This window comes from Maribacter aestuarii (assembly GCF_027474845.2).
Classification (GTDB): Bacteria; Bacteroidota; Bacteroidia; order Flavobacteriales; family Flavobacteriaceae; genus Maribacter; species Maribacter aestuarii.
The window spans coordinates 3155398-3168331 of record NZ_CP107031.2; the positions used below are offsets into that span (position 1 = coordinate 3155398).

Consider the following 12934-nt stretch of genomic DNA (forward strand, 5'->3'; position numbering starts at 1 on the left):
CCACAATCTTATCTGCTAGACAACAAAAATTATGCCTTTAAATTCCGTATTCTATCAATTAACGGGGGATGGGAATAGTGCATAAAAACGTAGGCGGGATGGGGGGTTAGGTTGCTTAGGCTATTTTTAGATAATTTTTTTAAGGAGCTTGCCAAGGGTTTGGCCGAAAAGGTATTCTTTGCAAAATCATCTGCCTGATATTCGAATTTTCTTGAAAAATGATTCATTAATAGCCCGGTAATTTCTGAAATAGGGCTATACAATATTCCAAAGCCAATGAGCGCGGCATGAAAACTGGGTTTATCAACGCCAATAGCCAGCGATATACTTGGGTTATTAATGAAAAGTGATAATAGAAACAGCATGAGACCGGCAAGCAATATCGAAGTTGCAAGATTAAAAATGATATGCTTCCTCTTGTAATGGCCTACTTCATGGGCTAGAACTGCTACAATCTCATCCTCCTCTAAATCGTGAATCAATGTGTCGTAAAGGGTTACCCTCTTTTCTTTTCCAAATCCTGAGAAATAGGCATTTGCTTTTGTGGACCTTTTGGAGCCGTTGATGACAAATATTTGTCTTAGGTCGAAGCCTACCTTTTGCGCATAGTTCTCTATCTTCTCTTTCAAACTGCCATTCTCCAGTGGCTCCTGTTTGTTGAAAAGTGGGACGATTAATTTGCTGTAGAATAGATTCATGAACAATGTAAAAATCGATATAATCCCCCATGCGTATAACCAAAAACTAGTTCCTGCCCATTGAAAGAACCAAATGACCAAAGAAAGTATTACCCCGCCTAAAACTACGATCATCAGCCAGCCTTTAATTTTATCCAGAATAAAAGTTTTGATAGTGGTTTTGTTAAAACCAAATTTTTCCTCAATAACAAAGGTCTGATAATAAGAAAAGGGTATGCTCAGTATATCACTACCGATCATAATAGTTCCAAAAAACAACAAGGCCTGTAAGATGGGGTTCGAGGTGTATTCGGATACGGTATTGTCTACCCAACCAAATCCGCCAAAAACTATAAAGCCTAGAATTAAAACAAGTGAAAAAACTGATGTTATAATCCCAAATCGGTAATTGGTCATTTTATAGGATTGCGATTTCTTATATTCCTCCGGGTTATAAACGTCCTTTAAATCTTCAGGTACAGGATCCTTAAAGCGTTTGGAGTTAAGATAGTTAAGGAGTGTTGTGAGAAGAAATTCACCTATTAAAATTGCTATAATCAAGTAAAAAATAAAAGTGTTATCCATAGCAATTTATTGCCCCTTTATGAACCAAACGTTTCTATAGCTATTTTGTTGCCGGTCTATTTTGACGTTGTCTCTTGGCTTCAAAGATAAGTATTGCAGCGGATACCGATACGTTCATGGAATCTATTTCGCCCTCCATGGGTATGATGATATTCTGCTTGGATGTCCTTAACCATTCTTCACTTAATCCACTGTCCTCAGTGCCTACAACTATTGCGGATGGTCCCGTATAATCCAATTCGATATATGTCTTAGATGCATTAAGGGCCGCACAATATATGCTTATGTTCTTTTTTTTCAAAAATGAAATGATATCCGGTGTATCGGCCAAAGCTATATTTCGAGTAAAAACGCAGCCAACGCTTGAGCGTATGATATTTGGATTGTAAAGATCGGTCTTAGGATTTGCTATGATTATGGCATCTAAATTAGCAGCATCCGCGGTCCTTAGCAATGCCCCTATATTCCCAGGTTTTTCGGGAGCTTCGGCCACTAGAACAAGCGGATTTTTCGATTTGAATTCAAGCTGTTCCAACTGATGGTTTTTTGCCAATGCTACCACTAAGAGCCCTTCTGTGGTATTACGATAGGCAAGTTTATTGTAAACCTCTTGCGATACCGATACAAGGGAGGTAGACCACGTTGTTTTTAGAATACGTTCAACTTCTGACCTGGTTACAAGCTTCTCATTATAGAGCAATGTTTCAATGGTGTAGCCACTTTTTAACGCAAGTTCCAATTCTCTTTTACCCTCTAATATGAAAAGTCCTTCTTTCCTGCGCTCCTTTGACTTGTTCTGTAACAGAACTACCCTTTTTATCAAGGAGTTTTGGATACTTGAGATATGTTTAAATTCCTGCATTACGGGCAAAAATAACCGAATATGTTAAGTAATCAATAATGTTTCGACCTAAGGGGAAACATAAATCCAACTAAAATGAAAAAAATAGTATTGTTGGCCTTTTTTATCGGTCTTACGGCCTGTAAGGAGAAGGCGAAAAGTGAAGAAAACCTACCGCAGGAAACCGAACAAGAAGATTCCGTACAAAAATTTCCCGAGGCCTTGGACAAAGTCTTTGGGGCCCATGGCGGATTGGATACATGGAGGAATCAGCGAACATTGACCTATGATTTACCTAAACCTGAATTGACTGAAACACATGTGATCGACCTCTTTTCTAGAAAGGATAAAATTACTTCAGAAGGTTATACTATGGGCTATGACGGAGAGGATGTATGGCTGTTAGATGTCGATGAGAGTTACAAAGGGGACCCCGTTTTTTATCATAATTTGATGTTCTATTTCTACGCTATGCCCTTCGTTTTAGCCGATGATGGCATAAATTACAGCACTGCGGAAAACTTGGACTATGAGGGAATTTCCTATCCCGGTATACGCATTACTTATGATAACGGTGTTGGAACCTCTCCAAAAGATGAGTATTACCTCCATTACCATCCTGAAACGCATCAGATGCAATGGCTAGGATATACAGTGACCTATCGCAGCGGTGAAACATCAGATAACATCAAATGGATTCGGTACAATGATTGGATGAACGTTAATGGCCTGACACTGCCAAAATCCATCATATGGTACGATTATGAAGGTAGAACTATTAAAGAAGAAAAAAGTTTGGTTATGTTTGAAAACGTAAGAATAAGTTCAGAGGCCAAAAATGATGATTTTTTTCAAAAACCTGATGAGGCAATAATTGTTGTGAAGGAATAAGAACTTGTGCATAAAAAGGGATTAATTTTAACTTAAAAAAAGGTTAAATGCCTTCTTGGAAAAATAGCAACTAAAAATTTTATGAGTAACTTAGAAGCTCTTGCGAAAGCAAGGGCTTTTATTTTGATGATAAAGTTCCCTTCTCTAGGAATAATGATAATAACAACTTACTAATCTAACAATACAATTATGCCAACGTACAATTTAAAGATTAATGGGAAGTCCCAAGAATTTGAGGCTTCGGAAGACACCCCCTTACTATGGGCCTTGAGGGACCAATTAGATATGGTGGGCACAAAATTCGGTTGTGGAATTGGGCAATGTGGGGCTTGTACCGTACACGTGGATGGTAACGCCATGCGTAGTTGCCAAATGCAGGTCTCCCAATTGGACGGAAAAGAAATAACTACCATAGAGGGATTATCGGAAGATGGTTCCCATCCTGTGCAACAAGCTTGGAAAGAGATTGATGTTCCGCAGTGCGGCTATTGTCAGGCGGGTCAGATAATGACGGCATCCGCTTTTCTGGATAAAAATCCCAATCCATCCGCTCAGGAAATAAGAACCGCCATGCACGGAAACATTTGCCGCTGCGCATCTTACAACCGTATCGAAAAGGCTGTCGGGATTGCTGCTAAAAAGCAGGTAGCGAAAGTTACTACCGTAGAAACTGAAACTAAACTGGCCTAACCTAAAAATCGAAAATCATGTCAACACTAATACCAACAAAATTTAGCAGAAGGTCCTTCTTAAGAACATCCTCACTTGCCGGTGGCGGGATGCTCATTGGTTTCAACCTTTTCACGGCCTGTAAGGACAATGTGAAAATGCCTGTAGATATTGCCGAACTGGACTATAATGATTTCAATGCCTTTATTAAAATTTCCAATGAAGGAATGGTGACCATATTCTCCCCAAACCCCGAAATAGGGCAGGGAGTAAAAACATCAATGCCCATGATCATAGCCGAGGAATTGGATGTTCCTTGGGAAAATGTAAACGTTGTACAAGGGGCTTTGGACACCAAGAATTATACAAGGCAAATTGCGGGAGGTAGTCAGTCTATCCGTTTTGGATGGGACGCTCTGCGGGAAACGGGTGCTTCTGCACGTCAAATTTTGATTAATGCGGCCGCGGCCCGATGGGGAGTAGATCCATCAGAATGTTCGGCAAAGCAAGGGGTGATAACGAATGCGACTGGCGATACCCTAACCTACGGCGACGTGGTAAACGAAGCGGCCAAATTGGAATATGAACGAGCCTCTAACTACGAAGATGTTGCCGAGGGAGGAGAAGTTGCCGAACAAGAGAAAGAAGTCATCGCCTTAAAAGACCCAAAGGATTATACCATTATCGGAACGGATAGGGGTAATGTGGATATCGATGAAATTATCACCGGTAAACCTCTTTTTGGACTGGATTATAAAAAAGAAGGTATGGTCTACGCTTCGGTTTTAAGACCGCCCGCTTTTGGTCAAGACTTAGAATCTTTCGATGCCGCCGATGCTAAATCCATCCCTGGGGTTATTGATGTTATAAAAATTGGGGAAAAGGCTAAATCTTTACTTAACGGGGAAGAGATTAATTGGACCGTGCAACTAACGCCTACAGAGAAAGTTGTGGTCATTGCTGAAAATAGTTGGGCAGCTATCAAAGGAAAAAATGCGGTTAAGGCCACATGGTCTGAAGCCACACCATTGGAGAGTACAGCGGCCCACGATAAAATTTTAACGGATTTATTGGACGGAAAGGAATTTAATACTCTCAGAAAAGATGGTGATGTAAAAAAGGCTTTTGCTACGGCAGATGCCGTTTTGGAACGTACATATGAATCTCCATTTTTACCCCATAATACTTTGGAGCCTATGAATTTCTATGCGGATGTTACCGATGAGAAAATACATTTGGTAGGCCCTGTCCAAACTCCGGCAGATGCTGCTGCTACCGTAGCACAAATGCTAGGACGTGATGTAGGCGATGTTCATCTAGAAATGACGCGTATGGGTGGAGGTTTTGGCAGACGTTTGTACGGTGACTTTGTTTACGAAGCTGCAGAAATATCGGACGCTATTAAGAAACCTGTGAAAATGTTTTCTACGCGTGAGGACGACATGACAACTGGGGTGTATCGCCCTGCGATAAAATATAGGATAAAAGCCAGTGTGAAGAATGGTGAGGTCACTGGCTATCAATTAAAAGAGGCAGCGGTTAACGGGAACATGTACGGACTCATTCCGAATTTCTTCCCTGCAGGTGCGGTCGAAAACTACCAAGTAGACGTGGCCAGTTACGATAGTAATATAACCACGGGAGCTTGGCGAGCGCCTTATACCAATTTCCTTTCCTATGCCGAACAAAGCTTTCTGGATGAACTGGCAGAAATGATGGAGAGGGACCCTGTTCAAATGCGTCTGGATATGCTGGAAAAAGTAAAAGGGACTACGGACGATCGTATTCAATATTCCGCAGAACGTTTACAGGATGTCCTTAAACTAGCGGCAGAAAAATCGGGTTATGGAACTGAGAAAGAAGGCGTATTCCAGGGCATATGTGCTTATTACTGTCATAATACCCACGTAGCCGAGGTAGCGGATGTAGTTATTGAAAATAACTCCCCTGTAGTTAAAAAAATCACGGTTGCCGTAGATTGCGGAATTGTAGTTAACCCGTTAGGGGCATTGAACCAAATAGAAGGTGGTGCCATAGATGGCGTAGGCCATGCCATGTACGGAGATTTTTCTTTTAAGGACGGTATCCCACAAAGTAAGAATTTTGATGCCTACAGGTTGATTCGTATGAGCGAAACCCCAATGGTAGAAACACATTTTGTCAAGAACACTTTGAGTCCTACGGGTTTAGGCGAACCTACTTTGCCTCCGGCAGGAGCAGCCGTGGCGATTGCCTTGAAAAAAGCAACAGGTAACCGTCTATATAAACAACCTTTTGTAAGCAATATGAATGCAAAACCTATTTTAGGATAATCTATGGAAGTATTATTTTTTGGAATCGCCAAGGATATTGTTGGTGCTTCGCATATGGCATTTTCTTCTGAGTCGAACACCCCGGAAACGGTTGGTGACCTAAAACAGCACTTGGTTAAGACCTATCCAGAGTTTTCTAGGTTAACTTCAATGGCGGTTGCTGTGAATAGCGAATACGCCAAAGATAATGTACCTTTGAAAAGGGATGATGAAGTAGCTGTTATTCCCCCTGTAAGTGGAGGCTAATGAAGAAAGTGATAGAAATTGTTGATAGGATAGATACTGCTCAAGTCTATTCGGAATTATCAGATGCTGAAAGTGGTGGTATTTGCGTATTTGTCGGAACTGTGCGGGAGTTTACTAATAAAGAGGAAGTTGTGGCATTGGAATTTGAAACGTATACAACGATGGCACTAAAGGAAATGGAAAAGATTGCTGAAAGGGCCATTGACAAGTGGGCACTGAACAAAGTTGTAATGCGTCATGCAGTCGGTGAAAAGGGAGTGGCAGAGCCTGTTGTGATTGTGGGAGCTTCTTCTGCGCACAGGGAAGCATGCTTTGAAGCATGCCGGTTTCTTATCGACACACTTAAGGAAACTGTTCCAATTTGGAAAAAAGAGAAATTTAAGAACAAAACGGTATGGGTCTCGGCACATCCTTAAATCTCTAACACTTTTTAAAAATCACCATAAAGTAAATTAGAGAAATCTTCATTTTCAAGGAAATGAACAGAGCATATGACTAAAAAACTTTCACATTTAGATGAGACTGGTAATGCCTCAATGGTAGATGTTTCGGAAAAACAGGCAACTGTAAGAACGGCTGTTGCTTCAGGCAAAGTTGCTTTCCCTCCAGCTATTTTTGATACTTTGGTCTCTAAGGACTTTTTAGGTAGCAAGGGAAGTATAATTCAAACAGCTGTTATTGCAGGGATTCAAGCAGTTAAAAAAACTGCTGATTTAATTCCGCTTTGTCATCAGCTAAATCTTTCTAAAATACAGATTGATATCGTTCCGGTCGAAAATGCTTTGCAAATTATCTGCAAGGTCAAATGCAATGAGCTAACAGGTGTTGAAATGGAAGCCTTAACCGGAGTATCTGTTAGTGCATTAACTATATACGATATGTGTAAGGCCTTGTCACATGATATTGAAATTTCTGAGATAAAATTGGAACAAAAATCTGGAGGAAAGAATGACTTCAATCGCTAAGCTTTACGGACTCGTTTTATCTGGAGGAAAGAGTACCCGAATGGGCACTGATAAAGGACTAATTGAATACCATGGTGTTCCCCAACGTGAGTTTTTATATGATTTGCTAAGTCAAGTTTGTGAGGAGACTTTTATAAGTTTGCGTAAAGAACAGCGAGCCGAACTGCCAGCTGCAATGAAAACGATAGTTGATTTAAATGAATACAAAGGTCCTTATAACGGACTTTTATCCGCACACAAAGCATATCCAAAAGTGGCTTGGCTAGTTTTAGCTTGTGACCTTCCCTTGATGGATTTAGAAGCTTTAAAGGAATTGATTGCCCAAAGGGATAACAACAAACAAGCTACTGCATTTGCGCTCAAAGAGAATCCATTGCCAGAACCTTTGTGTGCTATTTGGGAACCGCGTGCTTTTGAAGACTCGCTAGCCTATTTAGAAAGTGGTGTAGGTACGTGTCCAAGAAAGTTCTTAATCAATAATGACACAAAGTTGGTTTTTCCTAGGAATGAAAGTGTACTTCTCAATGCTAATTCGGAGGAGGAATATAAGGAAGCTCTAGAAAAGTTAACATAAGTTTTTCTAAATTTCAAAAACTTCGTAGGTTCGAGCCCATTCCTTTGTTTCGTTTGGCTCGATTCTTATTTCAAAGAATAATTCGGGACTAATCACGTGCTTCCAACCCCAAAGATTAATTTTACTTGTTTGAAAACTGGACTTTTCTCGAATCCCAATTTTAGTTTTAAGGTGCAAGAGTTCCCAAGCCGCTGGTACATTTTTTCCGCCAGATAGGTTGCTAAAGAAAAACTGCTCATTGGGCGAACAATTAAATATAACCCCCTTTTTACTAATACAAACAGCGGATTCAGTATTAAGGGTCTCTCGAAACAGTTTAGGTTTTAAAGCAAAAGGAAAATTTAATCTATAGTTTTTTCCTATATGATAATTATTCAAAGCCATAAAATTATGAACATATTCATCTGTAATAATTGTCTTTTCACCAGTGTTCTTTAAAGAATAGTTGATTGTAAACCCGGTTTCTTGTAGTCTGATTTCTTTCCGTAATTCATAAGCATACCCGCTAACAAGTGTTGAAATACAACTAATTAGGATTTGATTTGCACTAGTGCTAGTTTTAAATTCCGCGGGTTTAGTTTTGTATGGTTTACTGAACGCGTAGAGAGCGTCTTCTTTTTTTAATAACCCCACGCCTATTTTATGGAACCAACCACCAATTGTAGTTTCATCAAAACCTAAAGCCGTATCAATTCCGAATTCATTATAAAACCCTTTACCGAAGAGGTTTTGATTTTTAGCATTAGGGTCTTCGATACTTGCAAACTGAAAATCCTTAAATTTTAAGGACACAATTTTTCCTGTCCAATCAAATCGTGAAAAGCTATAGTTTTCATGCGGAAAATCGATTTGGAGTTCCAGATTTTTATTTTTGAGAATAAGCCCCATAGGACGAAGTTATCAAATTGCTGCCGATTTCAGTTTAAGAGTTTCTAGGTCAAAGGCCATCTCCCTTTTTACTATATTAGACAAATGAACCAAAAGCGTTACATAAGACAAACCACCCTCAAAGGATTTGGCTCGGAAGGTCAAAAAAAGCTAGCAAAAACTAAGATTTTGGTCATTGGTGCTGGCGGACTTGGAGTTCCTGTTTTGACTTATCTCAACGCCATGGGAGTAGGAAAAATAGGTATTGTCGACAGTGATGTGGTTTCTATAACGAACTTACATCGTCAAGTACTTTATGGAGAAGGTGATATTGGAGAATCCAAAGTGATTGTTGCTCTTAAGAAACTTAAGGCGCAAAATGCAGATAATGAGATTGTCGTTTACAATACTTTTTTAACTACTGAAAATGCAATTGAAATTATAACAGATTATGATATTGTGGTCGATACCTCCGATAATTTTCCCACGAGGTATTTGGTGAACGATGCTTGTGTAATACTCAACAAGCCTTTTGTGTACGGAGCGTTGCACGGTTATGAAGGCCAAGTAAGTGTTTTTAATTATAACGATGGGCCAACCTACCGTTGTATCTTTCCACAAATACCGAAGGAAAATGAAGTACCGAATTGTAATGAACATGGCGTGCTAGGAATAATCCCAGGAATTATAGGAAACCTCCAAGCTTTAGAGGCGATTAAAGTGGTAACAGGAATAGGGGAAGTACTTACAGGAAAGCTTCTAATCTTTGACGGACTCCAACAATCCTATCAAAAAATAAAATTTAAGCTACAACCTGAAAACCTAGAAATCAAGAAGCTTCAAGATTTTTATGAATGGAATGACCCTTGTGAAATTGTTCCTACTGTTTCAGCAGATGAGCTTAAAAAGTTGTTAATAGAGAATGCGCAAATCGTTGATGTAAGATTGCATGAGGAGTTCAATAATTATCATCTTCCCGAGTCCATTCATATTCCTTTGAATGAGCTGGAAGCGAATTCCAGTAAAATCAACTTTTCACTTCCTGTGTATTTACTTTGTCAATCCGGTAAGCGTAGCGAAACCGCCTTAAGACAATTGCGCGAGAAACATCCAGAAAGTTCGCTTTTTAGTATTTTAGGTGGACTAAACCAGTATTTGGCTGCATGCTCCTAACCTTTCCCGAACTTGTTTTATTAATGCTTGGCTTTATGGTCGTGGCAACCTTGTACTCCTCAGTAGGTTTTGGCGGAGGGTCTAGTTATTTAGCTCTTTTGGCATTAGTTTTCGTTAGTTTTTTTGCCATTCGAAGTACTGCCCTAATCTGTAACCTTGTTGTCGTTTCTGGTAGCAGCTACCTCTATTGGAAAAAAGGGTACCTAGATTTAAAAAAGTTTCTTCCCTTTATCCTGACCAGTATTCCTTTAGCATTTATCGGAGCAAAATTCCGATTATCCGAAAACACTTTTTTTATTATTCTTGGGGCGGCGTTAATCATTTCTGCTTTGGCATTGATTTTTCAAACGATTCAGGGAAAGAAGTCCGAGGAAGTTAATCCAAACTACCCCCCTTATGTAACGTATTTGTTAGGTGCAGGCATGGGACTCCTATCGGGACTTGTCGGCATTGGTGGTGGAATTTTTTTAGCACCCGTTCTTAATCATATGAAGTGGGATAAGTCAATAAAAATAGCAGCATTGGCTAGCTTTTTTATTCTAGTTAATTCAATATCAGGTATTGGTGGTTTATTGACTAATGACACATTTGAATTCCCATGGATAGAAGGTGCTGTATTGGTACTTGCCGTTTTTATTGGTGGACAAATAGGAATTCGTATAAGTCTCAGTAAACTTACTGGAAATGGAATTAAAGTAGTTACTGCAATTTTAGTTCTGATTGTAGGCGTTCGCGTACTCCTAGTTAATGGATTGCAATGGGATTTTTAAAAATCACTCTAAATTTATTTTTATGGATATTGCTTCAGTAAGCTAAATTGCCATAGATGGTATTTTATATGCATATAGTGGAATAATTCTAAATCTTCGTAAGAGAGCTCACCCATGAAAGAGGCATAAGGCTTGTAATGGGGATTGCCATCTTGAAAAGCATAATATCTCTGTACAGCTTCAGGGATATTGGAAATTGCTTCTTCTAATGAAGTATATTTTAACGGCGGTAGATCTGCCTCTGTTTTATCGCTAGGTCTATGTGAAAGAACAGAACCGCTTTTAATAAATTTCTGCATGCCCAATTGTTGCTCTGTGGCGGGGCTTATTCTTTCGCCTTTATATTTAGTTGTAGCACTACTTAATGCCCCTATCAAATGTTCTACCATATGCTGAGGTGTCATAAGTCCGAAATTTCCTTTGGTTTCTGAACTTAATGTATTCAGTAGTTCAGGAAATTTATGAGTTAGAAAATCTCTCTTACTATTTGAGGTCATAATTTTATGCTTTAAGTATGGCGTAATTAATTTTAATACCTAGAATGCAAATTACGGGTTTACTCTAAAGAAACTGTTTTACTCTTCTTAGATTTGATAAACCGATAAAAATACTGGAAGTTGCCATTGTACCAAATAGCGAATATGAAAGTTATATAGATAATCCAATCAGGCATAAAAAGTGCAGTGGCGAAGTAGGTCTTTAAAATTAACATAATGAACGCAAGTGCCGCAAAAGCTAATGAAACTAAGGTTCGCTTATCCTTTCTGTTTAGTAAAATCATGGTGATTATTAAAATTCCCATAAAAGGTTTGGTGTGAAGTAGTATTGGCACCAAAGTCTCATATTCAATATCGAAAAATAGCACCATGGCACTCATATATGCGGTTAAACATAATGGGCATTTTGGTATAAGAATCAATAAAACAGTAGAAAAAAAAGACATGGATCCATTAGCAGCTTCAAACTTTTTTGGCCCTCCAAACCTAGTTTTACAGCAAGTTGTCTTTACGGTTTCCATGGGAGTTGTTTACCATTTCTTACGGTAAGGTACAAAAGGATAGACTTCATTCGCAAAAAATTGGCTTTTATTTTGCGGTAATATTAAAAAACCATCTGTTTTAACGAGATTAGCGAAATCACCAGATCCGTTCCCTTTAATTGCTTCAGCTACTAATTTCCCATCTGGCTTACTTTCTAATGTGGCCTCCAAAAAATATACCAGGTCTGGTTTGAACTCCACATTGTTTTTCAGATGTACATAAAGTGTTTCAAAATCAACTTCCAAAGACTTTAAAAGCCAAAACTGAAGGTACATATACACGCAAACAAAAGACGATACCGGATTACCTGGCAGAGCAAAAATTTTTTTTCCTTCTGCATTACTGCCAAACCAAAAAGGTTTCCCAGGTCGTTGCTGAATCTTGTGAAAATGCTTTTTTATCTGCAGTTCTTCAAGTACATCGGGCAAATAATCGAATTTCCCTTTAGAGACCCCTCCTGTAAATATGAAAAGGTCATATTTCTTAAGCATTTTTGAAATGGTCCTCAACATTTCTTTTTTGTCATCGGCCAAATGGTATAAGTCTGCAGCTATTCCCCATTCTATTAAGGTGGCCTGAATTCCATAAATATTTGACCTGCGAATTTGATGTAATTGTGGAATTTGACTTACGGGCACTAATTCGTCCCCAGTGGAAAATATAATTACGCGTGGCAATTTCTTGACTTGCAGGGTAGCCTTGCCAACGGCAGCGGCAATGTTGATTTCCGCACTGGAGAGCTGTGTACCTCGATTAACGATTATGGTTCCTCGAGAAATATCCATCCCTTTAAAATGTATATTCTGTTTGTAATTAAGGGAATCCAAATTAATGGTAACAAGATTTTCTTCTACCGTGAGGTCCTCATAACGGATTACGGTGTCAGCACCATTTGGCATTATGGCACCGGTCATCACTTCAATACACTTGGAATTATCTTTTAAGGTTTGTTGTTTTGTCCCTGCAGCAGCTGTTGCTTCAATAGTAAACGTTCTTTGCCCTTTTGCGAAGGTTTTGTAATCAATGGCGATTCCATCCATAGTAACGCGATCAAAAGGTGGGAAGTCGCGGTCAGCAATTAAATCTTCACCTAGATAGGCCCCAATAGAATCTTCTAAATTTTTACTCACTAAAGGGAAACTAGCTTTGTGTTCTTCTAAAATTGAAAGGGCTTTTTCGTAAGGTATAAAGGTGTTATCCATACTATACTATTAATATTTAGGGAATCTATAGGTTTATTGATGCTTAGATTATAAGTTAAAGGGGGGTCAAAGACCTTTGAACATTCTTCGTTCTAATAACTAGGCTTAGGAAGACTTTATTT

General features: G+C 39.0%; 15 protein-coding genes. 9 read left to right on the plus strand and 6 right to left on the minus strand.

Translation table 11 applies throughout. The features are described from left to right. Positions 1 to 29 precede the first annotated feature (29 nt). Positions 30 to 1262, minus strand: a complete 1233-nt coding sequence (locus N8A89_RS14455) for a M48 family metallopeptidase (protein ID WP_281542865.1) — start codon at positions 1260 to 1262, stop codon at positions 30 to 32. 40 nt (positions 1263 to 1302) lie between these two features. Further along, complete coding sequence (locus N8A89_RS14460) at positions 1303 to 2124, minus strand: TrmH family RNA methyltransferase (RefSeq protein ID WP_289644504.1); 822 nt, start codon at positions 2122 to 2124, stop codon at positions 1303 to 1305. 75 nt (positions 2125 to 2199) lie between these two features. On the opposite strand from N8A89_RS14460, the gene N8A89_RS14465 reads away from it, so the two are divergent. The 7 genes from N8A89_RS14465 to mobA all read left to right on the plus strand — a co-directional run bounded on the left by N8A89_RS14465 (position 2200) and on the right by mobA (position 7760). Continuing rightward, complete coding sequence (locus N8A89_RS14465) at positions 2200 to 2994, plus strand: DUF6503 family protein (protein ID WP_281542866.1); 795 nt, start codon at positions 2200 to 2202, stop codon at positions 2992 to 2994. Positions 2995 to 3183: 189 nt separating this feature from the next. Further along, positions 3184 to 3684, plus strand: a complete 501-nt coding sequence (locus N8A89_RS14470; RefSeq protein WP_281542867.1) for a (2Fe-2S)-binding protein — start codon at positions 3184 to 3186, stop codon at positions 3682 to 3684. A 17-nt stretch (positions 3685 to 3701) separates the two neighbouring features. Then, the gene (locus tag N8A89_RS14475; RefSeq protein WP_281542868.1) at positions 3702 to 5975 is read left to right on the plus strand and encodes a xanthine dehydrogenase family protein molybdopterin-binding subunit; all 2274 of its coding nucleotides are present in this window, start codon (positions 3702 to 3704) and stop codon (positions 5973 to 5975) included. A 3-nt stretch (positions 5976 to 5978) separates the two neighbouring features. Continuing rightward, the gene (gene moaD, locus N8A89_RS14480) at positions 5979 to 6221 is read left to right on the plus strand and encodes a molybdopterin converting factor subunit 1 (protein WP_281542869.1); all 243 of its coding nucleotides are present in this window, start codon (positions 5979 to 5981) and stop codon (positions 6219 to 6221) included. Then, positions 6221 to 6637, plus strand: a complete 417-nt coding sequence (locus tag N8A89_RS14485; RefSeq protein WP_281542870.1) for a molybdenum cofactor biosynthesis protein MoaE — start codon at positions 6221 to 6223, stop codon at positions 6635 to 6637. Before moaD ends, N8A89_RS14485 begins: the two co-directional genes overlap by 1 nt. A gap of 75 nt (positions 6638 to 6712) precedes the next feature. Beyond that, positions 6713 to 7186: a cyclic pyranopterin monophosphate synthase MoaC gene (moaC, locus tag N8A89_RS14490; protein ID WP_281542871.1), complete on the plus strand. Its 474-nt coding sequence runs from the start codon at positions 6713 to 6715 to the stop codon at positions 7184 to 7186. Continuing rightward, the gene (gene mobA, locus N8A89_RS14495) at positions 7170 to 7760 is read left to right on the plus strand and encodes a molybdenum cofactor guanylyltransferase (protein ID WP_281542872.1); all 591 of its coding nucleotides are present in this window, start codon (positions 7170 to 7172) and stop codon (positions 7758 to 7760) included. The genes moaC and mobA overlap by 17 nt, the downstream gene beginning before the upstream one ends. A gap of 6 nt (positions 7761 to 7766) precedes the next feature. Here mobA and N8A89_RS14500 read toward each other — a convergent pair whose 3' ends face one another. Beyond that, positions 7767 to 8648 (minus strand): hypothetical protein, encoded by an 882-nt coding sequence (locus N8A89_RS14500; RefSeq protein WP_281542873.1) that lies wholly within the window; start codon positions 8646 to 8648, stop codon positions 7767 to 7769. Between the two features lie 84 nt (positions 8649 to 8732). Between N8A89_RS14500 and N8A89_RS14505 the strand changes: the two genes are divergently transcribed. Further along, a complete protein-coding gene (locus N8A89_RS14505) occupies positions 8733 to 9800 on the plus strand; it encodes a HesA/MoeB/ThiF family protein (RefSeq protein WP_281542874.1) in 1068 nt (355 codons plus the stop codon). Beyond that, the gene (locus N8A89_RS14510) at positions 9791 to 10570 is read left to right on the plus strand and encodes a sulfite exporter TauE/SafE family protein (RefSeq protein ID WP_289644505.1); all 780 of its coding nucleotides are present in this window, start codon (positions 9791 to 9793) and stop codon (positions 10568 to 10570) included. The genes N8A89_RS14505 and N8A89_RS14510 overlap by 10 nt, the downstream gene beginning before the upstream one ends. Positions 10571 to 10590: 20 nt before the next feature. Here the strand turns inward: N8A89_RS14510 and N8A89_RS14515 are convergent, their stop codons facing one another. From N8A89_RS14515 to N8A89_RS14525, 3 genes are read right to left on the minus strand one after another with little or no spacing between them, the layout of a single operon-like run. Then, entirely contained in the window at positions 10591 to 11067 is a 477-nt protein-coding gene (locus N8A89_RS14515) for a DUF1569 domain-containing protein (RefSeq protein ID WP_281542877.1), read from the minus strand. A 59-nt stretch (positions 11068 to 11126) separates the two neighbouring features. Then, positions 11127 to 11588, minus strand: coding sequence for a hypothetical protein (locus N8A89_RS14520; protein WP_289644506.1), 462 nt, complete (start codon positions 11586 to 11588; stop codon positions 11127 to 11129). Positions 11589 to 11597: 9 nt separating this feature from the next. Continuing rightward, positions 11598 to 12812 (minus strand): molybdopterin molybdotransferase MoeA, encoded by a 1215-nt coding sequence (locus N8A89_RS14525; RefSeq protein ID WP_289644507.1) that lies wholly within the window; start codon positions 12810 to 12812, stop codon positions 11598 to 11600. Between the last annotated feature and the right edge of the window lie 122 nt (positions 12813 to 12934).

Excerpts from the sequence above, each read along its gene's own strand:
- N8A89_RS14455 (WP_281542865.1), bottom strand. The coding sequence starts at position 1,262 with ATGGATAACACTTTTATTTTTTACTTGATTATAGCAATTTTAATAGGT.
- N8A89_RS14520 (WP_289644506.1), bottom strand. The coding sequence starts at position 11,588 with ATGGAAACCGTAAAGACAACTTGCTGTAAAACTAGGTTTGGAGGGCCA.
- moaD (WP_281542869.1), top strand. The coding sequence starts at position 5,979 with ATGGAAGTATTATTTTTTGGAATCGCCAAGGATATTGTTGGTGCTTCG.
- N8A89_RS14500 (WP_281542873.1), bottom strand. The coding sequence starts at position 8,648 with ATGGGGCTTATTCTCAAAAATAAAAATCTGGAACTCCAAATCGATTTT.
- N8A89_RS14475 (WP_281542868.1), top strand. The coding sequence starts at position 3,702 with ATGTCAACACTAATACCAACAAAATTTAGCAGAAGGTCCTTCTTAAGA.
- N8A89_RS14525 (WP_289644507.1), bottom strand. The coding sequence starts at position 12,812 with ATGGATAACACCTTTATACCTTACGAAAAAGCCCTTTCAATTTTAGAA.
- N8A89_RS14485 (WP_281542870.1), top strand. The coding sequence starts at position 6,221 with ATGAAGAAAGTGATAGAAATTGTTGATAGGATAGATACTGCTCAAGTC.
- mobA (WP_281542872.1), top strand. The coding sequence starts at position 7,170 with ATGACTTCAATCGCTAAGCTTTACGGACTCGTTTTATCTGGAGGAAAG.
- N8A89_RS14510 (WP_289644505.1), top strand. The coding sequence starts at position 9,791 with ATGCTCCTAACCTTTCCCGAACTTGTTTTATTAATGCTTGGCTTTATG.
- N8A89_RS14505 (WP_281542874.1), top strand. The coding sequence starts at position 8,733 with ATGAACCAAAAGCGTTACATAAGACAAACCACCCTCAAAGGATTTGGC.
- N8A89_RS14465 (WP_281542866.1), top strand. The coding sequence starts at position 2,200 with ATGAAAAAAATAGTATTGTTGGCCTTTTTTATCGGTCTTACGGCCTGT.
- N8A89_RS14460 (WP_289644504.1), bottom strand. The coding sequence starts at position 2,124 with ATGCAGGAATTTAAACATATCTCAAGTATCCAAAACTCCTTGATAAAA.
- N8A89_RS14470 (WP_281542867.1), top strand. The coding sequence starts at position 3,184 with ATGCCAACGTACAATTTAAAGATTAATGGGAAGTCCCAAGAATTTGAG.
- N8A89_RS14515 (WP_281542877.1), bottom strand. The coding sequence starts at position 11,067 with ATGACCTCAAATAGTAAGAGAGATTTTCTAACTCATAAATTTCCTGAA.
- moaC (WP_281542871.1), top strand. The coding sequence starts at position 6,713 with ATGACTAAAAAACTTTCACATTTAGATGAGACTGGTAATGCCTCAATG.